The organism is Dickeya poaceiphila, assembly GCF_007858975.2.
Classification (GTDB): domain Bacteria; phylum Pseudomonadota; class Gammaproteobacteria; order Enterobacterales; family Enterobacteriaceae; genus Dickeya; species Dickeya poaceiphila.
This window is the reverse complement of record NZ_CP042220.2, coordinates 3503918-3528765: the sequence shown is the minus strand read 5'-3', so window position 1 is coordinate 3528765 and position 24848 is coordinate 3503918. Positions and strand designations below refer to the sequence as shown.

The following is a 24848-nucleotide window of genomic DNA, read 5'->3' as shown; positions in this document are numbered from 1 at the left end:
GTGGCAATTACACAGAATTACGTACACCCTCCGTAGCTGATAAGCTGTGGCACTATGTATGCAATCATAGTGCCCTCATAATCTCTGTACGATTTTATTTGAAATGAATTAAACCATAATTGCCTCTTAATTCATTATCAACAAGAGTAAAGTTCGTCATTTCTCTGTCAAGCCAATAAGATTCTTCAATATGCTCTAACAGTATTATTTGGAAACCACCATGAGACCGCATTTTCTCAACAAAAGAATTAATTTCATTTAGGGCTGCATCAAGACTTGTAAAGTCATCAGTTTTTTTACCAGCAGTACTAAAATATGGAGTGCTGGGCTGGTCAATGACTAAGAATCGTGGAACCCACGGTACTTTTCTATCTCTTACCAATTCGTGAAGTGCAAGGAAATAAGCTACATGTACATACATATAGTTAGAAGCACTTCCAATATCTATCATTTTTTCAACTTGATTTTTATTTATCAAATCAAGTGTTTTTTTTGCCTTGTTGAATATCGGAGTTGCATCCTCAAATCCTTTTAAAGGCATCCGTTTGAATATTTCCTTTATTTTTCCGTTCAGTAAACTCAATGTATATTCTTTAAAGGCATTATTATCTGTTATCTTGCTTTCTAACTCATTAATTTTAGTAGTTATCTTTTCTATAGTATCAGTATAATCATATTTAGGGAGAACAACTATCCGTTTAATTTCAGAGCTGAGTTCACCCATGAACCGATAAAGCTCGATTGGTGTGATCTTTTCATCACTAACAGTTGCAAGTTTTTTACTCAAAGATGATATTTTAAGTTCTAACTCTTTTCTCTTAGCATTTGTTTTTGATATGAGTGAGTTTTGTCCTTTTTCGGCTATAGCCTTTTTTATCTCTGAGCTTTGGTTCAATAAGGATTTAATGATTGAATAGATGTTTTTTGTATATAATATTTCGCTATAATTATCATCTAAATATTTGGCTATTAAAAGAGAGTCTTGGTTGTCTTTTAAAAACTTCTTATATTCAGTATTTGTTTCTATATATTCATTAATGTCTGTCAGTTCTTTTTTTAAGAGGAAAAGTTCTTTTTCAATTTTTGTTCTTTCATTAATTGCTGGGATTTCGTTTATATCCTTGTAATTAACTATCGCTTTCAAATTTTCAAGTTTATCACTTACAGTTGGTTCATTCTTGCTGTTTTCACTTATTAAACCAAAATAATACGCCCTGTCGTATAGTGATTCTATTTCACTTTCGAAATTGAAATAAGAGTCTTTGCTAGCCGACTGTTTATATTCGATACGAGCAAGATTCCTTTGTAATTCTTCTAACCGCGTTCTCATTATCATAGTTTCGGCGTTTTCACTGCCAAGAGCCATGTCAAAGGTTCGGTCAATACGCTCTCTTGTCTTTAAATCCGAGATTTTCGAATAAAGATGTTCTGAAGAGGTTAGTGTTGTTTGATCTATAAAGCAATGCGGGATAAAATATCTATAGGATACTTTTGACCCTTGTTGTATGAATCTACCACCATAAGGGATTTTTAGAGAACTATTAATACCAAACTCATAATTCAGATGTTCCTTTAAAACATCCTTTTTGATATTGTTAATAGGGATTTGTGGAATGTCTCCATTTTTGTCAAAGTAAACTAGATCATCTTCTTCAAAGTGTGTCGCTTTTCTACAAATAGTGAAATATTTACCGTTTATACTTAATCTAATCCCATACCAATTTACAAAATTATCGACATTTGTTTTTGATATACCATCAGATGATGAGGATAAAAGGCAATAATCAATGATAGCCAGTATTGAGGATTTCCCTTTGCCAGAATCACCTGTTATTACATTTACCTTATTTTCCTCAAGTTCTAAATTCCTCAAGGTTGAATCAATTTGCCATATTAAAATATTAGTAATCTGCATTATAATCTAACTCCACAAATGTCATATATATTGTGTGGTTCTTCTAATAATAAACGTGCAACATTTATAGATGCTGCCTGTATTTTTACGGCTCTTTTGCCAATAAACGGGATCGCATTATCTAATATTAACTTGTTTTTAAATGCTAATTTACCGTGTTCTAATTCAGCTATTCCATTTTCAAGGCACAATGAAACACAATTAACTGAGGATGGAAGGAAATTATAGAATCTTTTATTTATGGATACTATTATTTCGGGCTTGGTTAATAGTAGATCTTGAAAAGATAGTGTATTGGTTCTCTTGTGGGCAAGGTAATCTAAGCTTTTTTTATGAAATATAATTGGTAAAATTAGCATTGCATTGCTTATTTCAATATTTGATGCTATTGATAACACCTCTTGCAAAGAGAATATACCCAAAAGCTCATTGTTATATATTTTCATTTATAGACTGACTCCCAGTTTTGAAGCCATCCTATTTTGGGCTTATCTGAAAGGAGCAAGAACGTTCCTGTAGTCATAGATTTAGGTAATTGATTTTTATCCAACACAATATTACAGTTTCCTGTCAATTCAGTATAGACAGAGAAGGCTTTATTAAGATGATCTTCATTTATTTCTGTAAAACGGCTTCGTATATACGTTGCTGAATGACGTGATTGCCATTCATCAAGCGCTTTTAGATATATTAGTCTTTCTTCTTGAGTTGTTAAATCTCCAGAGCTTTGCAATTTTTGAATGAAAGCTTCTGTTTTGGCCATTTCATTTATATATTTTACGATTGAATCGCTATTCAAATCCAAATCTTTGAGTTGTTTGTAAGATATCTTTGACTCAACGTTAGTTGGGTATGCAGATTCAAAATCGTAGTATTGGTCGAAATTATTTATACAATTTCTTGAAATTTGAATAATCCTATCTATTCCCAAATTATTTCGAAAATCATCATAACTTATATTTATTTTGGTGTGATTTTTAACCAAATCATATTTATGTTTAAAAAAAGCACCTGAAATATAATTAAAAGCATCATCTATTTTATCATCAGGGATTGCTAATGTTTTTAGTAATGTTTTTATTTGGCGGATGATCCCATCTTCGCTATGTTGAAAATTTATACTATTAAATAAACGTTTAGAAGAATTGCTATCGAGTGAGTTTATGATAGAAATATACTTATAGAGGTCATCTGACTTATTTTTATGATCTTGTTCTATCTTTTCTATTTCATCTTTTATTTTTTCAATGTCCTTAGTGTCGTTAGTCAAAAGTTGCACGATACCAGGCTCTAAGGTAAGACCTTTGTTAGTGTAAAAAATAAGGCTAATGCTTTTGTCGCCTATGGTCTTAATCGCCTCTGACCAATTATATAATGTTTTCCATAAGTCTATGTCTTTATTAGTTATATTAGACTTGTTAATTGAATGTTTAACTTGAACCAAAGTTTTATGACCCTCGATGCTCTCAAGATGGAGATCGTCATAAACTTCAATCCCAATGTGTTCTTCTGGTTTAAGCTCTAAGGCATGTTTTAAAGCAACGTAATCTTGATAGGTAAAACCTATTGAATTTTTTTCAGCATTAGTTTTTTCAAAGAAATCCATATGGTAGCCCACTAAGGAAACAAGCAATGAAAGCATAAAAAAACATCAGTATCTTTTTTTCACCATATCAAACACTAAAAACATATGGAAGCATACGTATCAAAGTTTAGTTATATAACCTTATGTTTTTATACTGGTTTTATGTACATGTGCGCTTTCAATCCGATGAGAATGTTTTAGCTAAGGGGCATTCGTCAGCATATGGGCTTTCCAGGCTATCCCTATCCTTCTTGCTAATCCCCTGTATCAGTCAAGCAGCGATAGCTTTAGCTCTTTGAGTTTGAACGTAATCACTCCACCATTGCATCAAACTCTGTCGTTCTATCAGATATTCTGCACGATTGTATGCTGCGATAATTTCATCTTTTTTAGAGTGGGCGAGTGCTGCCTCAAGAACTTCAGCTCTGAACTTACCAGACTCCTCTGCCGCTGTTCTTGCAATCGAACGCATACCGTGAGCTACAAGTTCGCCTCCAAACCCCATTCGGATAATAGCTGCGTTGGCTGTTTGTTCATGCATATGATTAAGAGGCGCTTTAATGCTGGGGAAAACCCATTCTCTATGCCCACTTATTGATTTCATTAATTCAAGGATGTGCAAAGCTTCTTTACTCAAAGGAACTTTGTGAGGCTTTTTCATTTTCATAAAATCAGCAGGAATGTTCCAAATGCTGTTGGTTGTATCAATATCAGACCACCTTGCGCGAACGGCTTCACCCGGACGAACCCATGTCAACAATTGCCATTCAATTAGCATACGTGTTTCCAACCGGATTGAAGCATTCGTCAAGGATTCCATAAACCTTGGCAATTCGCTTGGGGGAAGGGCAGGCATATTTTGCTTTTTTGGTTTACTGAATCTTTGGCCAAGGTTGTCAGCCGGGTTGAACTCAATAAGTTCTTCAGTGGCTGCCCACCGGAAGATTTCATTCAGACGGGAAATGATGCGGCGTAGAGTTTCCAATACCCCTCGTTGCTCAATAGGATCAAGGTGTTGTTTTAAGAGCTTAGGCCGGATCTCATTGATAGGGACATTACCCAGACCAGGAAAGACATTTCTCTCTAAGCTGCGCCAGATGTCTGCTGCATGGTCTTGTGAGATACCTGATGTCTTTACCTTCTCATCTAACCATTTCCGCGCTACGGCTTGGAGAGTGTGCTCAGTAGCACTCTTTAATGCCTTCGCCTTATCGTTGTTATGGATTTGTGGATCAACACCATTTGCCAGAAAGGAAAGATATTCATCACGTAAGGCTCTGGCTCTTGCAAGGGTAAGGTGAGGATATGTCCCAAGGCTCATTTTGGTTCTTTTCTTGCTCACTGGTACTGCATACCTGAAATACCAATTTTTCTTGCCTCCTTTCGCCAAAGGAGCGATTCGTAGAATCAGACCATCACCGTCAAACAAGTTGATTTCTTTATTGGCTGGCTTGGTGCTTTTGATTTCAGTGTCAGTGAGCTTCTTAGCGATTTTTGCCATTTTGGGACCCTCGGTTTTTGGACCCTTCTTAGTGGGTCCCATTCAGGGTGCCATAACTCGTAGTTCTCAGCAATTCTCACTGGACGACAATAGACGTAAAAAAGCCCGCAGAGCTTGTGCTGTGCGGGCTTAGTAGACTTCATTGAACTTCAAACAACTAAAAAGTGGTGGAGCTGGCGGGAGTTGAACCCGCGTCCGAAATTCCTACGCCGTCGGTACTACATGCTTAGTCTGGTCTTTGCATTCGCTTGCCAGCTACGGACAGACACGCCACTAACAAACTAGCCTGATTGGATTTAACGCTTCAACCCCAGGCAAGGCATCCACGCGATCTCTTTTAGGTTTGACCTCTCTTGATCCCCGTCCTAAGAGCGGAGGCTAGGGAGAGAGGGCTGTAAGCAGGTTATTAAGCTGCTACTGCGTAAGTTTCGTCGTTTGCGACTATTTTTTTGCGGCTTTTTACGAGGCCAACCGCCCCTCGGCATGCACCTTGGGTTTCGCGAATCCCGTCGAATCCAGAATCAGCCCCAAGATATTTCACTATTATAACAGAAAGATGGGTAGCGACGCTAGCAGCCGTTAACGGGCCGCGTTTTTCATGATACGCGCTTTATCCAGCTTCCATTCGCGCTCTTTGATGTCGTCGCGCTTATCGTGCTCTTTCTTACCTTTGGCAACGCCGATCTTGACTTTGCACCAGGCGTTTTTCCAGTACAGTGACAGCGCTACAACTGTGTAACCCTCGCGGTTGACGCGACCATAGAGCGAATCCAGCTCGCGCTGGTTTAGCAGCAGCTTGCGGGTTCGAGTCGGGTCGCAGACCACATGGCTGGAAGCGCCGTGCAGCGGGGTAAACGTGGCACCAAACAGGTAGGCTTCGCCATCACGCATCAGCACATAGCTGTCGCTGATGTTGGCTTTACCTGCACGCAGTGATTTGACTTCCCACCCCTGAAGAGCCAGCCCCGCTTCAATCTCTTCTTCTATGAAGTATTCATGGCGGGCGCGCTTGTTGAGCGCAATGGTGGCAGAACCGGGTTTATGTGCTTTTTTCTTTGTCATAGTGACATCATTATACTAGTTGTCGCCGTGAATGAAATCCCTCGCCAGGGTTCATGCTGTTCTTTATGAACAGGTGCGATGTTCCTCGCAGAATTGTTGTCTGGCTGTTTATCGATGGTATGATTTTGCGCGTTTTATGAATCACGGAAAATTGTATGCCTAAAATCAGCCGGTCTGCGCTGGTCCCGTTCAGTGCCGAGCAGATGTATAAATTAGTGAATGATGTTTCGTCTTATCCGGCTTTTTTGCCTGGATGCACTGGTAGCCGGGTGTTGTCTTCCTCTGTGAGTGAAATGACGGCGGCGGTTGATGTGTCAAAAGCCGGTATCAGCAAGACATTCACTACCCGCAATACGCTTATTGATAACCAATGTATTTTAATGCAACTGGTGGATGGTCCGTTCCGTCAATTAAGCGGCGACTGGCGTTTTACGCCGTTGAGTGACGATGCCTGTAAGGTTGAACTGAATCTGGATTTCGAATTTAAGAATGCGTTGATCGAAATGGCATTTGGTAAGATTTTCAAAGAATTGGCCAACAGTATGGTACAGGCATTCACCCAGCGCGCCAAAGAGGTCTATTGTGCCTGAGATTCGTGTCGAAGTCGTCTATGCCTTGCCGGAACGCCAGTATTTGCGCCCGTTGACATTGGCGGCTGGGAGTACGGCTGAACAGGCTATTCAGGCATCAGGCTTACTGGCTTTGCGTCCGGATATCGATCTTGACGTCAATAAAATCGGTATTTTTAGTCGTCCGGCGAAACTGAACGACATACTCAGTGATGGCGACCGGGTGGAGATTTATCGGCCACTGCAAGCTGACCCTAAAGAGTTGCGCCGTCAGCGTGCGGAGCGCTCAAAAAACAAGGCACGGTAACGTGCCTTGTTTTTTTGTGCAGTCGAGAGAAGGATAAACTTCGCCGTGCCTGTCCACTTACTGTGCCTGCAACGAGGGCTTGTTGTCCACATTAGCCAGTATTCCCTGACTATTGAAAGTCAGAATCAACGTTTGCTGTTTCACCGCTTCGTGCCCCGGCTGCTGACGGAAGACGTAATACCAGGTATCTGAACCAAAAGGGTCCTGCATCATGGGGGTACCCAGCGTGTAGATGACCTGTTGTTTGGTCATTCCGTTATGGATTTTGGCAACGTCAGCAGAGGCCAGGTAATTCCCCTGATTGATGTCAGGCCGATAGACTATACGTTCCAACGTGGAACAACCGACGGTTAACATAGCAACAACCACCGCGGCGACGACAGTCAGCGTTTTACAGCGCATAGTGATTACATTCCTTAAGGGCGTAGGTTGCAGATGATAATAGACCTTGCCTGACTTGAAAACCTGCAAGACGTCTGTAAGACCGCGGGAATTCGAAAAAGTTGATCCTCACTAGGCTGCAAGCAATTCTCTGGCGTTTGCCAGCGTGTTTTTGGTAACCGCCGAACCGCCGAGCAGACGTGCCAGTTCCTGCAGACGTTCGCGTTTGCCCAGCGGTGTCATCAGGGTTTCTGTTTCTGCGCCGTCAGTGTGTTTGCTGACAAAGTAATGGTGGTGACCACATCCTGCCACCTGAGGCAGGTGGGTGACGCACATCACCTGAGTCGATTGGCCGAGCTGACGTAACATTTTGCCGACAATCGCCGCAGTCGGACCGCTGATACCCACGTCAACTTCGTCGAAAATCAGCGCTGGTGTGTCCATCTTGCGAGCGGTGATGACCTGAATAATGAGTGCGATACGAGACAGCTCCCCTCCCGAAGCCACTTTGACCAGTGGTTGATGTGGCTGGCCAGGGTTGGTGGTGACGCAGAATTCGATGTGGTCGGCACCGGTAGCCGTCAGCGAATCAGGGTTGAAAGTCACCTCAATAGTGAAATGGCCGTGCGGCATCGCCAGTTCATGCATATTGGTCGTGATCATGTGCGCCAGTTCGCTGGCGTGTTGGCTGCGCCGGATGTGAAGCTGTTCGGCCACGTGCAGAGCCTGCTGATGAAATTCCTGTACCTCACGGTTCAGGGTTTCATGATCGCTTTCTTGCTGTTCCAGCAAGTGCTGTTCCTGTAACAACTGTTGATGAAATGCAGGTAGCTCTTCCGGTATCACATGGTGTTTACGTGCCAGCGTTAACTGACGTGACAGGCGTTGTTCCAGTTCGTACAGTCGGATAGGGTCCAGATCCATTTGGTCACAGTAATGGCGCAACTCATCACTGGCCTCGCTAATGTGAATGCTGGCCTCTTCCAGCATGGAAAACACGCCAGAGAGTTTCTCATCCATACTGACCAACTCTGACAACTGATGTTTGGCGCTGTGCAACATGCCAAGCACATTCTGGTCTTCACCTTCGCTGAGAATCTGCAGTGTCTGCTGGCTGAGCGACATCAATTGCCCACTGTTGGCGAGTCGCTTGTATTCTGCGTCTATCTGCTCGTATTCGCCCGACTGCGGAGCAAACTCATTGAGTTCTTTGAGCTGATATTGCAGCAATTCCCGGCGTGCTTCCCGTTCGATGGTTGCTTGCTGGTGTTGCGCCAGTTCGCGGCAGCTTTGGTGCCACTGTTGCCAGATTTGACGCATGGCACAGAGCAGTTGTGATTCGTCGGCGTAGGCATCCAACAGGTGACGTTGATGTTCCGGTTTGAGCAGTAACTGGTGAGCGTGCTGGCCGTGGAGCTGAATCAGGTGCTGGCCGAGTTCGCGTAATTGCGACAACGGCACAGCCGTACCATTGATGAACGCACGGGAGCGACCGTCTGCGCTGATGACGCGGCGCAGCAGGCATTCGTTGTTGTCATCAAGCTGATTGTGCTCCAGCCAGTGTAACGCAGTTGGCGTATCCGTCAGTGAAAAACGGGCGCAAATGTCGGCTCGACTGGCGCCGGGACGTACCATATTGGCGTCAGAGCGATTACCCAAACAAAGGCCGAGAGCATCAATGGCAATGGATTTTCCCGCCCCGGTTTCACCGGTAATGACGCTCATCCCTGCCTGAAAATCAATTTCCAGTTCGCGCACAATGGCGAAATTACTGATTGTGAGTTGCGCCAGCATGATAGTGTCCTGTATGTAACAACAACTGTTATTAAATACAGTATAGACTGGTTTTTTGTACAGTAAAGTAGCAAGCGCCACTTTTAGAATAATTTTTTAGACCAACCGAGTTTGCTGCTCAATGTATTGAAATAGCTGTAATTTTCAGGATGAATTAAGTTTAGTTGATGCTTGCTGCGCTGGATACGCACTTCTTCACCCTCCTGAACCGGCAGTGAAATCTGACTGTCGCAGCTGATTTCCAGGTCCTGAGTGATGTGGGAAAATTTTAGCCGGATGGAACTGCTGCTGTTGATCACCAGTGGGCGAGCCGACAAGGTGTGTGGGAACATCGGCACCAGGGCAATCGCATCCAATGATGGGGTCAGTATCGGGCCGCCGCCGGATAACGAGTAAGCGGTAGAGCCGGTAGGGGTGGAGATAATCAGACCGTCAGAGCGCTGGGAGAAAGCGAATTTGTCGTCAATATAGACTTCAAATTCAATCATATGTGCTACCTTGCCGGGATGAAGCACGACCTCGTTGATGGCGGTGCTGCTACTGTTGGGATGGTTGGCACGGCACACTTGTGCTTCCAGCATAAAGCGTTGTTCACGAATGTAGCGACCGGCCAGCACTTCGCTCAGTTGCTGCTGAGTATGATCCGGGTCGAGATCGGTGAGGAAGCCGAGATTACCGCGGTTAACGCCGATAACGTTGATATCGTAGCGAGACAGCACCCGTGCGGCGCCCAGCATGTTGCCGTCGCCGCCGACCACCACCGCCAGGTCTGCCTGCTGACCGATGTCCGACAGGCTGCCGGTCATGGCGTCTGTTAATTGCAGTTCGCGGGCAATCTGTTGTTCGACTACGACGGCGTAATCCTGTGCGCGTAGCCAGTGATACAGCATTTCATGGGTGGTCAAGGCATGTGGGTGACGTGGATGACCAACAATGCCAATGCAATTAAACGATCTGTTCATTTGGGTGCGTTATCCTCATAAGAACACCGGCAGCTCACGGTTTTTAGACCGATAATCAGACCAATAATATGTGAGTGATTCCCTTGAAACCCCGGTTTTGATCCCCATAATAAGCGAACTAGCGAGATGAATGCGAAAAACGCGGAGATTTTCATGAGTAGTAAAGAACAGAAGTCGCCTGACGAGCAAGTCTTGGATCAAAAGGAAACAGCGCAAGGTCAGCAAGCGGATGCCGTGCCAGAGACGACGGATGTCGCTGACCCGCGTGATGAACGTATCGCCGAACTGGAAGCGCAACTGAACGAACTTCAGCAGCGCGAGCGTGAAAGCGCACTGCGTGCCCGTGCCGAAATGGAGAACATTCGTCGTCGTGCCGAACTGGATGTGGAAAAGGCGCATAAATTCGCGTTGGAGAAATTTGCGAGTGAAATACTGCCGGTGATTGATAACCTGGAGCGTGCGCTGGAAATGGCGGACAAATCCAATGAGGCGCTGTCCGGCATGATCGAAGGGGTTGAACTGACGCTCAAAGCGATGCTTTCTGCCGTGAGCAAATTTGGCATTGAGGTGGTGGCAGAAGTGAATGTACCGTTTAATCCGGATGTTCATCAGGCTATGACCCTGATCGAATCTGCCGATCATGCGCCTAACCATGTGATGATGGTGATGCAGAAGGGTTATACCTTGAATGGTCGCTTGTTGCGTCCGGCGATGGTTGCCGTCTCCAAAGCCAAAGAGTAACCTCTTTCTGTTGCCCTCCAGGAAGTAGCCAATGGGTTCCTTCCTGGGGTGTTTCATCATATCTTTCCTTTCATTGTTACCCTGACCTTCTTCTCTGTTCCCACTCTGTTGTTAATAAATGGCTCTTGTTGCTTAAATGTTTTATTTGTGTGGTATTGTGTAAAGTGCTTTATTGGGGTGATTATTCATTAGTCGTTTTTTTGTTTGTATTTTGTTAGTCTCTTCGTATTAAAATGTGTGCTGTCTGTCAGACAAAAGCATCGTCAATACCTATCAGAGTAATCACTTCTTTCACTATAAATGCAGTTGATAATCATTATCATTTTTGCGATAGTCATAAAACAGTAGCGTCAGAAGGGGTACTCATATGCCGGGGAGTCGTGTAGTGGAATCAGTCAGCCGAACATCAAGAAAGCTCAAGCTTTCGTTGATGGGGCCGGCCTTTATCGCGGCGATCGGTTATATCGATCCCGGTAATTTTGCTACCAATATTCAGTCGGGCGCGGCGTATGGCTATCAGTTGCTGTGGGTGGTGGTTTGGGCCAACCTGATGGCGATGTTGATCCAATTACTCTCTGCCAAACTGGGTATCGCAACCGGCAAGAATCTGGCGGAGCATATTCGTGATCGTTTCCCGAAACCTGTTGTCTGGGCCTACTGGATACAAGCCGAGATCATCGCTATGGCGACGGATCTTGCTGAATTTATCGGCGCGGCAATTGGTTTTAAGTTATTGCTTGGCGTGTCGTTGCTGGAGGGGGCAATCCTCACCGGAATTGCCACGTTCTTGATCCTGACATTACAGCAGCGTGGGCAAAAACCACTGGAGATGGTGATTGGCGGCTTACTGTTATTCGTTGCGGCGGCCTACATTGTTGAGTTGATTTTCTCCCGCCCGGAGCTGGCTTCTCTGGCGAAGGGGATGGTTGTGCCCAGTTTGCCTAATTCTGATGCGGTGTTGCTGGCTGCCGGCGTGCTGGGTGCGACTATCATGCCGCATGTCATTTATCTGCATTCGTCTCTGACGCAGCAGCAGAGCCATATAACCCGTGCCGAGCGTTATTCCGCTACCAAGGTAGATGTTGCAGTGGCTATGACTATCGCCGGGTTCGTGAATCTGGCCATGATGGCGACAGCGGCGGCGGCGTTTCACTTTAGCGGCAATACCTCGATTGCTGAACTGGATCAGGCGTATCTGACGCTGAAACCGTTGCTGGGGCAGGCGGCGGCGACTATTTTTGGCCTGAGCCTGGTGGTGGCGGGGTTGTCGTCCACCGTAGTGGGGACGCTGGCCGGTCAGGTGGTGATGCAGGGGTTTGTGCGTTTTCATATTCCGCTGTGGATTCGCCGCGTTGTGACTATGTTGCCATCTTTTATTGTGATTCTGTCCGGTATGAACCCGACCAGGGTGCTGGTGTTAAGCCAGGTATTGTTGAGCTTCGGCATTGCGTTGGCGTTGATTCCATTGCTGGTGTTTACCGGTAACCGCGACCTGATGGGATGCTTGGTGAACAGTCGCTGGGTACAGAACACCGGCAAGGTGATCGTCTGTATGGTGATTGCGCTCAATCTGTATCTGGTTATCGATACGCTGCTGGGATGACTTGACGCGTTCTTCGTTGCGCCTCCGCTAGTCGGGGGCGTTTGCTTTTTGTGGTTACGACTTTTCTGCTTTCACTGATGATTACGTGCAATTCGTCGATGCCCGGCCTATTATCTGAAGCTGATTTTTGATACAGAGATGCAATTATGTCGGTGCCGATTACTATCGTTGAGAAGAAGCTGTTATCTGATCACTGGTTTGTATTGCATAAATATGTGTTCGATTTGAAGCGGAAGAATGGCGGCATGGTGCGCCAGATGCGCGAAGTGTATGACCGTGGTAACGGTGCGACCATCTTGCTGTATAACCGGGTAAAAGGCACGGTGGTGTTGACGCGTCAGTTCCGTATGCCGACGTATCTAAACGGTAACGACAGCGGGATGTTGCTGGAAGCCTGTGCCGGTCTGCTTGATGATCAGTCGCCGGAACAGTGTATCCGTAATGAGGCTATCGAAGAAACCGGCTACCGGATCGGTGAAGTGGAAAAGCTGTTTGAGGCTTATATGTCGCCGGGTGGTGTAACCGAATTGCTGCATTTTTTCGCTGCGGAATATGATGATACGCAAAAACGCACTTCTGGTGGGGGTGTGGAAGATGAAGATATCGAAGTGCTGGAGTTGCCGTTTAGTGAGGCGATGACCATGGTCAGAGATGGCCGCATTAAAGATGGCAAAACCATTATGTTATTGCAGCACGCACAGATTAATGGCTGGTTTGCCAACGCACGTTAACCGCACGATAAAACCGTAAGTTGATGATGTCGATAACAAGGGGCCAATTTGGCCCCTTGTTGCTTATGTGGGAGTACATTTGCAACGTTGCCGCTCTGACTGATCCTTCCTGTAACTCGCATTATTTAGGGTATATATATCGGGAAAGCGCTCGCTGAGGTGAGTGAGTTTCAATCTCATTAATTAATTATATTAAGCGGTATTCCGGCGCGGATTTTGTAATGCTTCATGGTTTCGCAAATCACAGACACGATACACTGGGTGACCTGCTGCCCTACTAACAAAGCGATAAAATAAGGTAATTAGCTATGGATGAACAACTTAAGCAAAGCGCACTGGATTTCCATCAATATCCGGTGCCGGGAAAAATCCAGGTCTCCCCGACCAAACCGCTGGCAACCCAGCGTGATCTGGCATTAGCTTATTCTCCGGGTGTTGCTGCGCCTTGTCTGGAAATTGCGCAAGACCCCCTGGCTGCTTACAAATATACCGCGCGCGGCAATCTGGTCGCGGTTATCTCCAACGGTACCGCAGTGCTTGGGTTAGGCAACATCGGTGCGCTGGCCGGCAAGCCGGTAATGGAAGGCAAAGGGGTGCTGTTCAAGAAGTTTTCTGGCGTTGATGTGTTTGATATCGAAGTGGATGAGCAGGACCCGGACAAGCTTATCGATGTGATCGCGGCGCTGGAGCCGACCTTCGGTGGTATCAATCTGGAAGATATCAAAGCGCCGGAGTGCTTCTACATCGAACAGAAGCTACGTGAGCGCATGAAAATTCCGGTATTCCATGACGACCAGCACGGCACCGCGATTATCTGTACCGCAGCAGTGCTGAATGGTCTGCGTGTGGTGGAAAAACAAATTGCCGACGTCCGGCTGGTGGTGTCGGGCGCGGGCGCGGCATCCATTGCCTGCCTGAACCTGCTGGTGGCGCTGGGTTTGAAGCACGAAAACATCGTGGTGTGCGATTCCCGTGGCGTTATCTACAAAGGCCGCGAAGCCAACATGGCGGAAACCAAGGCGGCATATGCTATTGATGATAACGGCAGCCGTTCATTGGCCGATGTTATTCCGAACGCGGATATTTTCCTGGGTTGTTCCGGCCCAGGCGTGCTGACGCAGGAGATGGTAAAAACCATGGCGCCGCGTCCACTGATTATGGCGTTGGCTAATCCGGAACCGGAAATTCTGCCGCCGCTGGTAAAAGAAGTGCGCCCGGATGCCATTGTGTGCACTGGCCGTTCCGACTACCCGAACCAGGTCAACAACGTGTTGTGCTTCCCGTTCATTTTCCGCGGTGCGCTGGACGTAGGGGCGACGACCATCAATGAAGAGATGAAGCTGGCCTGTGTGCACGCCATTGCTGATTTGGCGTTGGCGGAGCAGAGCGAAGTGGTGGCGTCTGCCTATGGCGATCAGGATCTCTCCTTCGGGCCGGAATATCTGATCCCTAAACCGTTCGACCCGCGTCTTATCATCAAGATTGCGCCTGCGGTAGCGAAAGCGGCGATGGAATCCGGCGTGGCGACCCGCCCAATTGAAAACTTCGATGATTACATCGAGAAACTGACGCAGTTTGTCTACAAAACCAACCTGTTCATGAAGCCTGTCTTCTCTCAGGCCCGTACTCAGCCGAAGCGTGTGGTGCTGGCGGAAGGGGAAGATCCGCGCGTGCTGCACGCCACGCAGGAGATGGTGTCGCTGGGGCTGGCGTTCCCGGTGTTGATTGGTCGTCCGAGTGTGATCGAGAAACGTATCCAGAAGTTGGGATTACAGATAGCTATCGGCAAAGATTTTGAAGTGGTGAACAACGAATCCGACCCACGCTTCAAGGCATACTGGACCGAGTATTTTGAGATGATGAAGCGCCGTGGCGTGTCTCAGGAACAGGCCCAACGCGACATGCGTGGCAACCCGACTCTGATCGGTTCCATCATGGTTCACCGCGGCGAAGCGGATGCGATGATCTGCGGTACGGTTGGTAACTATGACGAGCATTTCAGCGTGGTGGAGAAAGTGCTCGGTTACCGTGATGGCGTACATGTCGCGGGGGCGATGAACGCGTTGCTGCTGCCAAGCGGCAACACCTTTATCGCCGACACTTACGTCAATCCGGATCCGACCCCGGAGCAACTGGCGGAAATTACTCTGATGGCGGCTACTACCGTGCGTCGTTTTGGTATCGAACCCAAAGTGGCGTTGCTGTCGCACTCCAGTTTTGGCACCTCAGATTCGCCAACCGCGAAGAAAATGCGCGCCACGCTGGAGCTGGTGAATAAGATGGCACCAGAACTGCAGATTGATGGCGAAATGCACGGCGACGCTGCGCTGGTGGAAGCCATTCGCCGTGAGCAGATGCCGGACAGTCCGCTGAAAGGCGCGGCCAATATCCTGATCATGCCGAACATGGAAGCCGCCCGCATCAGCTACAACCTGTTGCGTGTCTCTTCTTCTGAAGGTGTGACTGTCGGGCCGGTGCTGATGGGCGTGGCTAAACCGGTGCATATTCTGACGCCGATTGCCTCTGTGCGTCGCATCGTTAATATGGTGGCGCTGGCGGTGGTGGAAGCGCAGACTGCGCCGCTGTAATGTGGCGTATTGCTGACATATTGCTGAGATGAAAAGACCAAACCGGCAGGTTACCCTGCCGGTTTTTTTACGCCTGCTGGCGCAGCCACTTATCCAGCTCGTTGGCAAACTGCTGGCGATCTCGTTGGTTTAATGCAGCCGGGCCGCCGGTTTGCACGCCGCTGGCGCGTAACGTATCCATGAAATCCCGCATGGTCAGCCGTTCGCGTATGGTATCCAGAGTGTAACGTTCACCGCGCGGGTTGAGTGCGACCGCTTGTTTTGCCAACACTTCGGCGGCGAGCGGAATATCGGCAGTGATCACCAGATCGCCCGGCTGAACGCGGCGCACGATTTCGTTATCCGCCACATCAAATCCCGCGGCGACGCGCAGGCTATGGATGTGTGGCGAAGACGGCGTTTTGAGAGGCTGGTTGGCGACCAGCGTCAGGCGGGTTGCAGTGCGATCAGCGGCGCGGTATAGCACTTCTTTAATGACGTTGGGGCAGGCGTCGGCATCCACCCAAATGGCGGTCATCCTCGTGGCTCCGGCTGTGTAGCCAGCCCAAGCCAGTCACGTGCGGGTAAAAAGTCGCGGTATAATGCCGCTTCCGGGCTGCCTGGTTCCGGTTGATACCGGTATTCCCAGCGCACCAGCGGCGGCATCGACATGAGGATCGACTCAGTGCGCCCGCCGCTTTGCAGGCCGAACAACGTGCCCCGGTCCCACACCAGATTAAACTCTACATAGCGCCCACGGCGATAAAGCTGGAACTGACGTTCCCGCTCGCCCCACGGAATGTCTTTTCGGCGATTGACGATTGGCAGATAGGCGTGCTGGAACCCTTCGCCCACCGCACGCATGAAAGCGAAGCTGGTGTCGAAGTCCGGCGTGTTGAGATCGTCGAAAAACAGACCGCCAACGCCACGTGCTTCGTTGCGATGTTTGAGGAAGAAGTAATCGTCGCACCATTGCTTGTAGCGCGGGTAGACGTCATCACCGAACGGTTGGCACAGATCAAAAGCGGTTTGATGCCAGTGGATAGCGTCGTCTTCGAAACCGTAGTACGGGGTGAGATCAAAACCGCCGCCAAACCACCATACGGCGGGTTCGCCCGGCTTTTCGGCGATGAAGAAGCGCACGTTCGCGTGACTGGTTGGCACATACGGATTGAGCGGGTGAATCACCAGCGAAACGCCCATCGCCTGAAAGCTGCGCCCAGCCAGTTCCGGGCGGTGGGTGCTGGCTGAGGACGGCAACGAGGCGCCGGAAACGTGAGAGAAATTCACCCCAGCCTGTTCGAATACCTGCCCCTGACGCAAAACACGGCTGCGCCCGCCACCGCCGGAAACATGTTGCCAGGCATCTTCAATAAAGGTGGCGGTGCCATCGGTCAGTTCCAGTTGCCGGCACAGGGTGTCCTGTAGTGTGAGCAGAAATTGCTTGATCGCGTTGATATCAGGTGCACTCATAATATCCCTTATCATGATGTTGAAAGGCTGGTTGGGCGTCATCCAGCCTGGGCTTATTCTGTCTTAGTATATCGAAATTCGGCAGTTCACCCATTGCCGGAAGTGTTGCAGGCATGAATTGTCCGTCGCAGATATGGATTGTCGGCTATTGCTGAAAAGTGTTATTGCGTCTGTGATGAATCGCGGGATAATCAACATTGACCTGTTAACTCTAGATGGCGAGCCGTGATGGAAATCCGCATATTCAGGCAAGATGACTTTGAAGAAGTGATCACCCTTTGGGAACGCTGCGATTTGCTGCGTCCCTGGAATGACCCGGAGATGGATATTGAGCGTAAGCTTAATCATGATCCTGACCTGTTTCTGGTAGCGGAAGTGGGCGGTGAGGTGGTCGGTTCGGTGATGGGCGGATATGACGGCCACCGTGGTTCAGCCTACTATCTGGGGGTGCATCCTGATTATCGTGGTCGCGGCATTGCCAATGCGTTGATCAGTCGTCTGGAAAAAAAATTGATCGCGCGCGGCTGCCCGAAGATCCACCTGATGGTGCGTCAGAGCAACACCGCTGTCATCAGCATGTATGAAAAGATGAATTACGACATGGTCGATAGCATTACGCTGGGCAAGCGCCTGATTGAAGACCAGGAGTATTGATTGTTCCCATTTGGCACCGTTGTGCGCTGCCAACGGTGCCTGAGAAACTTCGCTTAGTTCCCTCCCTGTTTGATGCCGGATTGCCGTTCCCCGCCAGCAGGTACTCACTGCTCTGTTCCGATGTTCGTTCCCTTGTTGCTGCCGGGATAGCCTTCCCTGCGGAACGCCTTTTCCAGGGCGAAGTTTTTCCCGGTCAGCCCGAACAATGGTAATCTTGGCGGCATCTGTGTGCCGGTACCGTTTTATGTTGAGGAGTCGAGAGTGACAAAAGTGCGTCCGTTGTTTTTGGTTTTCCCGTTGTTGCTGGCAGGGTGCAGCACCTTATCCGGTTTTTCCTGGTCCAGTTTGTCGCCGTTCAACTGGTTCGGCCATCGTCTGACGGTGTCAGACGCCGGTGTCGGCGAAATCAACGCTGCGACGCCTATGCTGGAGTCAGCGCTGGACAACGCGCTGAACGGTGATTATCGCCTGCGTGGTGGCATGGAAACCCGCAACGGCAAACTGGTATCGATCTATGAAGCGCTCAAGGATGACAGCGTCAGGCTGGAAATCAGCGGCGCGCCAAAAGGCCAGGTGAAGCAGGTTGCGGTGATGGACAAGGCTATTGCCAGCGAGTGGGGGGTGAAAATCGGCGATGAATTCAGTTCACTTTACAGCAAAGCATTTGGCGTCTGTCAGCCGGGACAGGGCGCGGATGCCCGCAGTGTGGAGTGTGTGGCGCCACAAGGTAAACACGTCAGCTACCTGTTTTCCGGCGACTGGAGCGGCCCGGAAGGATTGATGCCATCTGATGATATTCTCAGGAACTGGAAAGTCAGCAAGATTGTCTGGCACGCGCAGGGACGGGAATAATCAATATTAGTGGTGCATTCAGAATTAGTGGTGCATTCAGAGCCGGGATGGTGTTATCCCGGCGTCTGTAGCTGTTTTTTGTACGCCATGCAACCAATCTCCTGATGATTGGCTAGCTTATTTTTTCTCATCGCCATTTTTATCACGCTTTGTGTAGTCATATGACATGGCGAATTATCTCTGTCTGTGCGGCAGATATTCAGGCTGATGGCTGTGATTTATTGGGCGAATTGCGCATCAGTTTTTGACGATCAACCCACGTATCGGTTTCAGGATCATAATAACGGCTGGGCCATATTTCCTCTGGCTTAACCCCTAATGCGTTGGCTATCAGCAATTCTCCTTTCGGCCACGGTCGGTATAGCGCGTTCGCCAGCGTAGAAGAGCTTAATCCTGATTGTCGTGATACCGCTGATAAAGATGTACCTTTTTTCCTCAGCGCGGCAATGATATCTGCTGAATGCCAGTCTTTTCTCCTTGAACGCATTTTCTATCCTCGATGGCTGTGGCTGATTACTGTTTTTTTGTGACATACATTTACTATTACACACTTCTATAGGTAAAAAATACTCTTGATTTAAATTTCATTCAAAAAAATTAGCTATATCATAGGAAAATGTTAGGTGATGATATAGTTCGATTATTTTTGAAGGTTTGCTAATAATTCACGAAATTTATTTTTCACAAAATATTATTTTCGATAAATTATTAAGTGAATTAATTATCTTGTTAATTATTTTATGGTTTGTTTTTAGTGAAGGGTTTACATACAGGATGTTGTTTGCAATGAATGACTCGCAAGATTATCTCCGTGCGTTTATTCCCTTGTTGGACGGGCTGAATGAACCGTGGGGAATAAAAGATCTCACCTCTCGTCACGTGTATATGAACGCACCAGCGTATAGCTACACCAATACGCCAGCGAATTTTGATATTGAGGGAAAGTTCGATGAAGAATTTCCGATAGCCTGGGCGGAATTATCTGAGAAATTTATCGAGCATGATCGTCGTACAGAAGTCTGTGCTGAGCGGGTTACAGTGATTGAAACTCACTATTGGTTTGGCAAAACGGATCTGTCACCGTTTATCAGCGAAAAAATGCCTATTTTTAATGTTGCAAAAGAATGTGTTGGGATTTTGTGGAATGCCCGGCCAATGAGCACATTGTCGCCGCTGATCCATATTGATAATCGTAAGCCAAGCATATTGAGAACGGAAATAACGACCGATCTTTTTACTCGTGCTGAGTTGGACACGCTTTTTCTGGTGTTACGGCGTTTTTCCAGCAAGGAAATAGCGAAACAGTTCAACCTGTCCAACAGAACGATTGAGAACAGAATACAAAATATGTACCAAAAAGCGGGTGTGCATTCGTTCAATCAGTTTGAAGAGTTTTGCTATCAACATGGATTTGACAGTTTTATACCTAACTCATTGTTGAGAAAGGGGATTTTGTTTGTCTAAATAACTTTGCATATTACCGCTCCACTTTAGCCAGACCGTGTTGATTGCTGGGGAAAGGCGAAGCAGTGTTCATAAGCTGCTTTATCTTTTCCAGTAACTGTCACATGTATCGGCACTGATGGTTTTGTGTTACCGTTTCGTGTAATGACAGCTATAGTCGCTCTATTGGATTTATCTAAATGGTTCTAAAAATGATACTGACCATGAGATTAGAAAGGCAATTATTGCCTCAGCTACTTTCAGAACATATTCACAATTTATAACAAACATAATAAAGCCAAAATTTAATGATTATTCTGTACGTCTTGCACTTTCTGCATTAGCTGCATGTTATCCTGATAAGGATTTAATTTTGATGGAAAATAAAATTGGACTTGGTATTCGAAATATTATCGAGACACAAGTTTATCCACATATACCAGTTGATGATAAAAATAAACTTGGACGTATAATTCAATCCCTGTTTTCAGATTGATAATTTATCTTGTTGATACTGTTAGTATATTTTATTATTTGAATTTAATTTTTTATGTGTTATAAATCCAATTAGGTGATAAATTATTTGGTGGGTATTTAATGATCATAAAAAATTTTTGGTTTTTATCCAGCGTATTCCTTGTTGCGTTGCAGCAAGTATTGGTCGGATTGTCAACTTACTTTATAGGTGTTGCTGGCTATAACATATCAAGTGATATTGATAAAACTTTTAATTATATTGTTTTGTTTTATGCCAGCATTGCATTTTGCTATATTTTTGGTTCTCTTTCTTTGTATACAAGGACAAAACTCTCGAATTCTGTTTGGTCTGGATACTATTGTTGGATTTTTGATGAGGTAATAAAAAAACCATCTCTTTCATCTCAGGATAATAAGAAAAAAACACTGAATTGGATCGCGGGTGAATCTCTTCCAACGATTGAAGAGGCTTCGTTTTATTATGTGGAGATTCTTGCTCTATATTTTAATGTTTTATTTACTATTATTGCATTGATTTTTGTTTTGGGTGTGAATATATCATCGGTTATTATCGGATGTGTTGTGTTTTCCTGGCTTTTGATTTACTACTCTAGTAAATCTATCAATAAAATGTCGTCTGAAATACAAAATAGTAAGGTGAATGCTTTTCATGCAATAGATAAAATATGGGATAACTGTTTCTTTGGTTTAAAAAAGCATTATTTCGAGGCTGTAAGTTATGCATCTGGTAGACAGTCAATATTCTTTTCTGTACTACAAAGATATAAAAGATTAGAGCAAATTTTGGCATGTATCCCAGTTCTTATTACTATACCGCCGCTAGTTTATATTTCCTGGCAATCAACCATCGTAAGGCCTGACATTCTTGGTGCTATCGTTGCAGTTTTGCCAAGAACAATTCAACTTTTCCAAAGTATCAATGCTGCGAGTATGCATACCACACAACTTATGCTGATTAAAAACAAGGTAAGAAATCTTCAAAGATTCCCATCATTATTGGTAGAAGTAGACTATGAGAATAATATTGATGATAATAAAGTTGTTATCCGTAATCTTAATGATAAAAATATAAATCTATCTGTTCGTGAGTTTGTTGGTAATATATCCCATTATTGTGGTTTGCCAGGCAGGTATTTGGTGGAAGGACCAAATGGTGCTGGAAAGTCATCTATCCTTAAAGTAATAAAACAAATGACTGATGATTCGGTTTTACTTGGGCCGGAGAATAGTATTGGTATAGACGATATCAAGGGGTCTACAGGACAAAAACATCGGGAAAATATTAATAAGTTGCTATCGGATGATGACATTTTTATCCTTCTTCTTGATGAGTGGGACGCAAATTTAGATATGAGTAATACAATGATGTTTGACAAAATGCTTGATGATATATCACATAATAAAGTAGTCATAGAGGTAAGGCATAAGCATGTAGTAAGATAAACTGACGGGTTGATTACACTAACAGAACTAAGATTATTCTTTGTTATGATTGAAGGCAATTAAATCTTCTCTTTCAATCTGAAAGTTAGGCTATGTCCAGTTTTTCTTACGAAGATAATGTATTTTAGGATATAGTCTGGAACTTATTAGTCTAAATAATTTTGCATATTACCGCTCCACTTTAGTCAGACCGTGTTGATTGCCGGGGAAAGGCGAAGCAGCGTTCATAAACTGTTGATGATTTCGCGTTATCGTTTTGTGTAACGACAGCCATAGCCACTTTATTATGGATTTAGCTACGGCGAATACGTGGCAGGAATAACAACCGGAACTTCGTATTTTCTTCCAGACAGCGTTCCACTTTTCGGCTTTTATAATTGGTATGCTCACCGCTCTGGACCAATTTATGTTGGGGGCGGTATTAGAGCATTCAATGACACTTGTCGAGGCTTTTCTGGCGAATTGCCAGGGGCAGACAGCACGCCATCTGTTGGTTGGGCGGCGATGATTGCCAGCCTGGCAGGAAGTGCCGTAGGGTTGTTTACTAAATGGGGGATTCCGGCGCTGAATTCGTTGCTGGCAGCCAGTGTGTTGTATTGGGTGATCAAGGTGACGTTACCGGCAGCGAAACCCCCAGGTGGCAGGTAATCTGCCTGCTTCTGAGCATTGTTGCAAAAACAGTTACCTGCGTTTTCCACCGTTATTGGTAAGGTTATCCTGTTATCGTCAACATCGTCTGATATCATGTAAATAGATTGGGGCGTGCTGGTCACGCCTCGTTTTATTGTATAGCAGCCTTGAGATAGCCGCCCGGCATGGCTTGCCGGCGCGAGAGAAACTGCACCGAGTGAGGAAGCAACAGATGACACAAATTCAAAGCGGTATTTTGCTGGAGCATCGCCGTTTTGCCATCTTCATGGAGGCTATGGTACAGGGAGAATTTGATGCCATCCGCCAGGGCTGCAAGAAATTTTGTCAGGCACTGGGCGAGTTGCAGCAGCGTTTCCCTGACGCCGGGCTTGGCGCGGTAATCGCTTTTGGCTACGACGTCTGGCGTGAGCTGGATTGCGACAACAGTGCGCAGGAACTCAAACCCTTCACCCCGCTGGGCAACGGGCTGGCGCCTGCCACGCAGCGCGACATGCTGATTCACATCCAGTCGCTGCGCCATGATGTTAATTTTTCACTGGCACAGGCGGTGCTGGCGGCGTTCGGCAACACCATCAATATTGAAGAGGAAACTCACGGCTTTCGCTGGGTGGAGGACCGTGATTTGAGCGGTTTTGTCGATGGCACCGAAAACCCGCAGGGTGATGCCCGGCGTGACGTCGCCATTGTACCGGACGGTCAGACTGGCGAAGGCGGCAGTTATGTGTTTGTTCAGCGCTGGGAGCACAATCTGCGCCAGTTGAACCGTATGAGCGTGGAACAGCAGGAGCAGATGATTGGTCGCACCAAACAAGACAATGACGAGTTGTCGTCCGAGTCGCGGCCAGTGACGTCGCACCTGAGCCGTGTTGACCTCAAAGAAGACGGCAAAGGGTTGAAAATTCTGCGTCAGAGCCTGCCTTACGGCACCGCCAGCGGCAAGCACGGTCTCTATTTCGCGGCTTACTGTGCCCGACTTTACAACATTGAACAGCAATTGCTGAGCATGTTTGGCGACCGTGACGGCAAACGTGACGAGATGTTGCGCTTTACCCGTGCGGTCAGCGGCAGTTACTTTTTTGCCCCTTCTCTTGATCGTTTATTATCGCTATAACAGAATCCGTTTTTGTTACAGAACGACAGACAGGCACTGCACCGCGGTGCCTGTTTTTTTGGCGTCGCCTGACGTCGTGCGGAGAGAAAATGTGACCACGCTTGAACAGTGCGTCGGCAATACGCCGCTGATTAAATTACAACGTCTGGCTCAGCACACCGGCAGCGAAATCTGGCTGAAGCTGGAGGGCAATAATCCAGCCGGTTCGGTGAAGGACCGCGCGGCGTTGTTGATGATTCAGCAGGCGGAGCGCCGGGGCGAGATAGTACCAGGTGATACGCTGATTGAGGCTACCAGCGGCAATACCGGTATCGCGCTGGCGATGGTGGCGGCGATGAAAGGCTACCGGTTGCGGTTGCTGATGCCGGAAAACATGAGTCAGGAACGGCAGGCCGCGATGCGCGCTTATGGTGCGGAATTACTGCTGGTCAGCCAACAACAGGGGATGGAAGGTGCACGCGATCTGGCCAGACAGATGGCGCAGGCGGGGGAGGGGACGCTGCTCGATCAGTTCAATAACCCAGACAACCCGCTGGCGCATTTCACCACTACCGGCCCGGAAATCTGGCAGCAAACGCAGGGGCGACTTACCCATTTCGTTTCCTGCATGGGAACCACCGGTACTATCACCGGTGTCAGCCGTTACCTGAAAAGCCAGAGTGATAAGGTCTGCACTGTTGGCCTGCAACCGCAGGACGGTAGCCAGATTCCGGGAATTCGTCGTTGGTCGCCTGACTATATGCCGGGTGTTTTTCAGCCACAACTGGTGGACCGGATTATGGATATGTCGCAGCAGGAGGCGGAAACCACCATGCAGCAGCTGGCGCGAGTAGAGGGGGTGTTCTGCGGCGTCAGCTCTGGCGGTGCGGTGGCTGGCGCGCTGCGCATCGCTGCCGAACAGCCAGGTCGTCTGATCGTCACCGTGGTATGTGACCGAGGTGATCGTTATCTCTCCACTGGCGTGTTTGGCTAACGCCTGCGTGTTAGCGTGTATGCGCTTACTCG

At 47.0% G+C, this 24848-nt stretch carries 24 protein-coding genes, 1 other RNA gene and 2 pseudogenes; 13 read left to right on the top strand and 14 right to left on the bottom strand.

Going from position 1 to position 24848, the window contains the following annotated elements:
* Positions 1-94: 94 nt before the first annotated feature.
* The 6 genes from Dpoa569_RS15795 to smpB form a co-directional block, all read right to left on the bottom strand.
* The gene (locus Dpoa569_RS15795) at positions 95-1915 is read right to left on the bottom strand and encodes a DUF3732 domain-containing protein (RefSeq protein ID WP_042868744.1); all 1821 of its coding nucleotides are present in this window, start codon (positions 1913-1915) and stop codon (positions 95-97) included.
* The gene (locus tag Dpoa569_RS15790) at positions 1915-2361 is read right to left on the bottom strand and encodes a three component ABC system middle component (RefSeq protein WP_000708540.1); all 447 of its coding nucleotides are present in this window, start codon (positions 2359-2361) and stop codon (positions 1915-1917) included. Before Dpoa569_RS15790 ends, Dpoa569_RS15795 begins: the two co-directional genes overlap by 1 nt.
* Positions 2358-3521 carry a hypothetical protein gene (locus Dpoa569_RS15785; protein WP_227983070.1) on the bottom strand — a complete coding sequence of 388 codons (1164 nt, stop codon included), beginning with the start codon at positions 3519-3521 and terminating at the stop codon, positions 2358-2360. Before Dpoa569_RS15785 ends, Dpoa569_RS15790 begins: the two co-directional genes overlap by 4 nt.
* Before the next feature lie 250 nt (positions 3522-3771).
* Entirely contained in the window at positions 3772-5001 is a 1230-nt protein-coding gene (locus tag Dpoa569_RS15780; protein WP_042873785.1) for an integrase domain-containing protein, read from the bottom strand.
* Between the two features lie 165 nt (positions 5002-5166).
* Positions 5167-5530, bottom strand: a transfer-messenger RNA (tmRNA) gene (gene ssrA / locus Dpoa569_RS15775).
* Between the two features lie 50 nt (positions 5531-5580).
* On the bottom strand, positions 5581-6063 hold the full coding sequence (gene smpB / locus Dpoa569_RS15770; RefSeq protein ID WP_016942314.1) for an SsrA-binding protein SmpB: 483 nt from the start codon (positions 6061-6063) through the stop codon (positions 5581-5583).
* A 155-nt stretch (positions 6064-6218) separates the two neighbouring features.
* Between smpB and Dpoa569_RS15765 the strand changes: the two genes are divergently transcribed.
* Both Dpoa569_RS15765 and Dpoa569_RS15760 read left to right on the top strand, forming a co-directional pair.
* The gene (locus Dpoa569_RS15765; RefSeq protein ID WP_042868748.1) at positions 6219-6653 is read left to right on the top strand and encodes a type II toxin-antitoxin system RatA family toxin; all 435 of its coding nucleotides are present in this window, start codon (positions 6219-6221) and stop codon (positions 6651-6653) included.
* Positions 6646-6939: an RnfH family protein gene (locus Dpoa569_RS15760; protein ID WP_042868750.1), complete on the top strand. Its 294-nt coding sequence runs from the start codon at positions 6646-6648 to the stop codon at positions 6937-6939. The genes Dpoa569_RS15765 and Dpoa569_RS15760 overlap by 8 nt, the downstream gene beginning before the upstream one ends.
* 57 nt (positions 6940-6996) lie before the next feature.
* On the opposite strand, the gene bamE is transcribed toward Dpoa569_RS15760, so the two are convergent.
* From bamE to nadK, 3 genes are all read right to left on the bottom strand, one after another.
* Positions 6997-7341: an outer membrane protein assembly factor BamE gene (gene bamE / locus Dpoa569_RS15755; protein ID WP_042868752.1), complete on the bottom strand. Its 345-nt coding sequence runs from the start codon at positions 7339-7341 to the stop codon at positions 6997-6999.
* Between the two features lie 111 nt (positions 7342-7452).
* Complete coding sequence (recN, locus tag Dpoa569_RS15750; protein WP_042868754.1) at positions 7453-9114, bottom strand: DNA repair protein RecN; 1662 nt, start codon at positions 9112-9114, stop codon at positions 7453-7455.
* Positions 9115-9197: 83 nt separating this feature from the next.
* Positions 9198-10076, bottom strand: coding sequence for an NAD(+) kinase (nadK, locus tag Dpoa569_RS15745; RefSeq protein WP_042868756.1), 879 nt, complete (start codon positions 10074-10076; stop codon positions 9198-9200).
* 153 nt (positions 10077-10229) lie between these two features.
* On the opposite strand from nadK, the gene grpE reads away from it, so the two are divergent.
* The 4 genes from grpE to maeB all read left to right on the top strand — a co-directional run bounded on the left by grpE (position 10230) and on the right by maeB (position 15739).
* Positions 10230-10817, top strand: coding sequence for a nucleotide exchange factor GrpE (gene grpE / locus Dpoa569_RS15740; protein WP_042873786.1), 588 nt, complete (start codon positions 10230-10232; stop codon positions 10815-10817).
* Between the two features lie 367 nt (positions 10818-11184).
* On the top strand, positions 11185-12420 hold the full coding sequence (locus Dpoa569_RS15735; RefSeq protein ID WP_042868758.1) for an Nramp family divalent metal transporter: 1236 nt from the start codon (positions 11185-11187) through the stop codon (positions 12418-12420).
* Positions 12421-12566: 146 nt separating this feature from the next.
* Complete coding sequence (nudK, locus tag Dpoa569_RS15730) at positions 12567-13151, top strand: GDP-mannose pyrophosphatase NudK (protein ID WP_042868759.1); 585 nt, start codon at positions 12567-12569, stop codon at positions 13149-13151.
* A 308-nt stretch (positions 13152-13459) separates the two neighbouring features.
* Positions 13460-15739: an NADP-dependent oxaloacetate-decarboxylating malate dehydrogenase gene (gene maeB / locus Dpoa569_RS15725; RefSeq protein ID WP_146411528.1), complete on the top strand. Its 2280-nt coding sequence runs from the start codon at positions 13460-13462 to the stop codon at positions 15737-15739.
* Between the two features lie 67 nt (positions 15740-15806).
* Here the strand turns inward: maeB and Dpoa569_RS15720 are convergent, their stop codons facing one another.
* Positions 15807-16256: a YaiI/YqxD family protein gene (locus tag Dpoa569_RS15720; protein WP_042868763.1), complete on the bottom strand. Its 450-nt coding sequence runs from the start codon at positions 16254-16256 to the stop codon at positions 15807-15809.
* Positions 16253-17191, bottom strand: a complete 939-nt coding sequence (gene hemF / locus Dpoa569_RS15715) for an oxygen-dependent coproporphyrinogen oxidase (protein WP_042868765.1) — start codon at positions 17189-17191, stop codon at positions 16253-16255. Before hemF ends, Dpoa569_RS15720 begins: the two co-directional genes overlap by 4 nt.
* 228 nt (positions 17192-17419) lie before the next feature.
* Here hemF and Dpoa569_RS15710 point away from each other — a divergent pair, with 228 nt between their 5' ends.
* A complete protein-coding gene (locus Dpoa569_RS15710) occupies positions 17420-17845 on the top strand; it encodes a GNAT family acetyltransferase (protein ID WP_012770957.1) in 426 nt (141 codons plus the stop codon).
* Between the two features lie 261 nt (positions 17846-18106).
* Positions 18107-18697, top strand: coding sequence for an RpoE-regulated lipoprotein (locus Dpoa569_RS15705; RefSeq protein WP_042868767.1), 591 nt, complete (start codon positions 18107-18109; stop codon positions 18695-18697).
* 199 nt (positions 18698-18896) lie between these two features.
* Here Dpoa569_RS15705 and Dpoa569_RS15700 read toward each other — a convergent pair whose 3' ends face one another.
* Positions 18897-19184 (bottom strand): helix-turn-helix domain-containing protein, encoded by a 288-nt coding sequence (locus Dpoa569_RS15700; protein WP_071604279.1) that lies wholly within the window; start codon positions 19182-19184, stop codon positions 18897-18899.
* A 299-nt stretch (positions 19185-19483) separates the two neighbouring features.
* On the opposite strand from Dpoa569_RS15700, the gene Dpoa569_RS15695 reads away from it, so the two are divergent.
* Positions 19484-20161, top strand: a complete 678-nt coding sequence (locus Dpoa569_RS15695) for a helix-turn-helix transcriptional regulator (protein ID WP_407643800.1) — start codon at positions 19484-19486, stop codon at positions 20159-20161.
* A gap of 13 nt (positions 20162-20174) precedes the next feature.
* On the opposite strand, the pseudogene Dpoa569_RS19640 reads toward Dpoa569_RS15695, so the two are convergent.
* Positions 20175-20309, bottom strand: a pseudogene (locus tag Dpoa569_RS19640) (IS630 family transposase); the annotation flags it as partial.
* A 428-nt stretch (positions 20310-20737) separates the two neighbouring features.
* Between Dpoa569_RS19640 and Dpoa569_RS15690 the strand changes: the two are divergent.
* Complete coding sequence (locus tag Dpoa569_RS15690) at positions 20738-22081, top strand: ATP-binding cassette domain-containing protein (protein ID WP_042868771.1); 1344 nt, start codon at positions 20738-20740, stop codon at positions 22079-22081.
* A gap of 168 nt (positions 22082-22249) precedes the next feature.
* On the opposite strand, the pseudogene Dpoa569_RS15685 reads toward Dpoa569_RS15690, so the two are convergent.
* A pseudogene (locus Dpoa569_RS15685) lies at positions 22250-22457 on the bottom strand (IS630 family transposase); the annotation flags it as partial.
* Between the two features lie 86 nt (positions 22458-22543).
* Between Dpoa569_RS15685 and Dpoa569_RS15680 the strand changes: the two are divergent.
* The 3 genes from Dpoa569_RS15680 (at position 22544) to cysM (ending at position 24816) form a co-directional block, all read left to right on the top strand.
* The gene (locus Dpoa569_RS15680) at positions 22544-22729 is read left to right on the top strand and encodes a hypothetical protein (protein WP_407643811.1); all 186 of its coding nucleotides are present in this window, start codon (positions 22544-22546) and stop codon (positions 22727-22729) included.
* 214 nt (positions 22730-22943) lie between these two features.
* Positions 22944-23843: a Dyp-type peroxidase gene (locus Dpoa569_RS15675; RefSeq protein WP_042868773.1), complete on the top strand. Its 900-nt coding sequence runs from the start codon at positions 22944-22946 to the stop codon at positions 23841-23843.
* A 91-nt stretch (positions 23844-23934) separates the two neighbouring features.
* Positions 23935-24816 (top strand): cysteine synthase CysM, encoded by an 882-nt coding sequence (cysM, locus tag Dpoa569_RS15670; protein ID WP_042868775.1) that lies wholly within the window; start codon positions 23935-23937, stop codon positions 24814-24816.
* Positions 24817-24848: the final 32 nt, after the last annotated feature.

Bases quoted from the DNA above. Each gene is read 5' to 3' on its own strand.
- Dpoa569_RS15795 (WP_042868744.1), bottom strand. From the start codon at position 1,915: ATGCAGATTACTAATATTTTAATATGGCAAATTGATTCAACCTTGAGG.
- Dpoa569_RS15790 (WP_000708540.1), bottom strand. From the start codon at position 2,361: ATGAAAATATATAACAATGAGCTTTTGGGTATATTCTCTTTGCAAGAG.
- Dpoa569_RS15785 (WP_227983070.1), bottom strand. From the start codon at position 3,521: ATGGATTTCTTTGAAAAAACTAATGCTGAAAAAAATTCAATAGGTTTT.
- Dpoa569_RS15780 (WP_042873785.1), bottom strand. From the start codon at position 5,001: ATGGCAAAAATCGCTAAGAAGCTCACTGACACTGAAATCAAAAGCACC.
- smpB (WP_016942314.1), bottom strand. From the start codon at position 6,063: ATGACAAAGAAAAAAGCACATAAACCCGGTTCTGCCACCATTGCGCTC.
- Dpoa569_RS15765 (WP_042868748.1), top strand. From the start codon at position 6,219: ATGCCTAAAATCAGCCGGTCTGCGCTGGTCCCGTTCAGTGCCGAGCAG.
- bamE (WP_042868752.1), bottom strand. From the start codon at position 7,341: ATGCGCTGTAAAACGCTGACTGTCGTCGCCGCGGTGGTTGTTGCTATG.
- recN (WP_042868754.1), bottom strand. From the start codon at position 9,114: ATGCTGGCGCAACTCACAATCAGTAATTTCGCCATTGTGCGCGAACTG.
- nadK (WP_042868756.1), bottom strand. From the start codon at position 10,076: ATGAACAGATCGTTTAATTGCATTGGCATTGTTGGTCATCCACGTCAC.
- grpE (WP_042873786.1), top strand. From the start codon at position 10,230: ATGAGTAGTAAAGAACAGAAGTCGCCTGACGAGCAAGTCTTGGATCAA.
- Dpoa569_RS15735 (WP_042868758.1), top strand. From the start codon at position 11,185: ATGCCGGGGAGTCGTGTAGTGGAATCAGTCAGCCGAACATCAAGAAAG.
- nudK (WP_042868759.1), top strand. From the start codon at position 12,567: ATGTCGGTGCCGATTACTATCGTTGAGAAGAAGCTGTTATCTGATCAC.
- maeB (WP_146411528.1), top strand. From the start codon at position 13,460: ATGGATGAACAACTTAAGCAAAGCGCACTGGATTTCCATCAATATCCG.
- Dpoa569_RS15720 (WP_042868763.1), bottom strand. From the start codon at position 16,256: ATGACCGCCATTTGGGTGGATGCCGACGCCTGCCCCAACGTCATTAAA.
- hemF (WP_042868765.1), bottom strand. From the start codon at position 17,191: ATGAGTGCACCTGATATCAACGCGATCAAGCAATTTCTGCTCACACTA.
- Dpoa569_RS15710 (WP_012770957.1), top strand. From the start codon at position 17,420: ATGGAAATCCGCATATTCAGGCAAGATGACTTTGAAGAAGTGATCACC.
- Dpoa569_RS15700 (WP_071604279.1), bottom strand. From the start codon at position 19,184: ATGCGTTCAAGGAGAAAAGACTGGCATTCAGCAGATATCATTGCCGCG.
- Dpoa569_RS15695 (WP_407643800.1), top strand. From the start codon at position 19,484: ATGAATGACTCGCAAGATTATCTCCGTGCGTTTATTCCCTTGTTGGAC.
- Dpoa569_RS15690 (WP_042868771.1), top strand. From the start codon at position 20,738: ATGATCATAAAAAATTTTTGGTTTTTATCCAGCGTATTCCTTGTTGCG.
- Dpoa569_RS15675 (WP_042868773.1), top strand. From the start codon at position 22,944: ATGACACAAATTCAAAGCGGTATTTTGCTGGAGCATCGCCGTTTTGCC.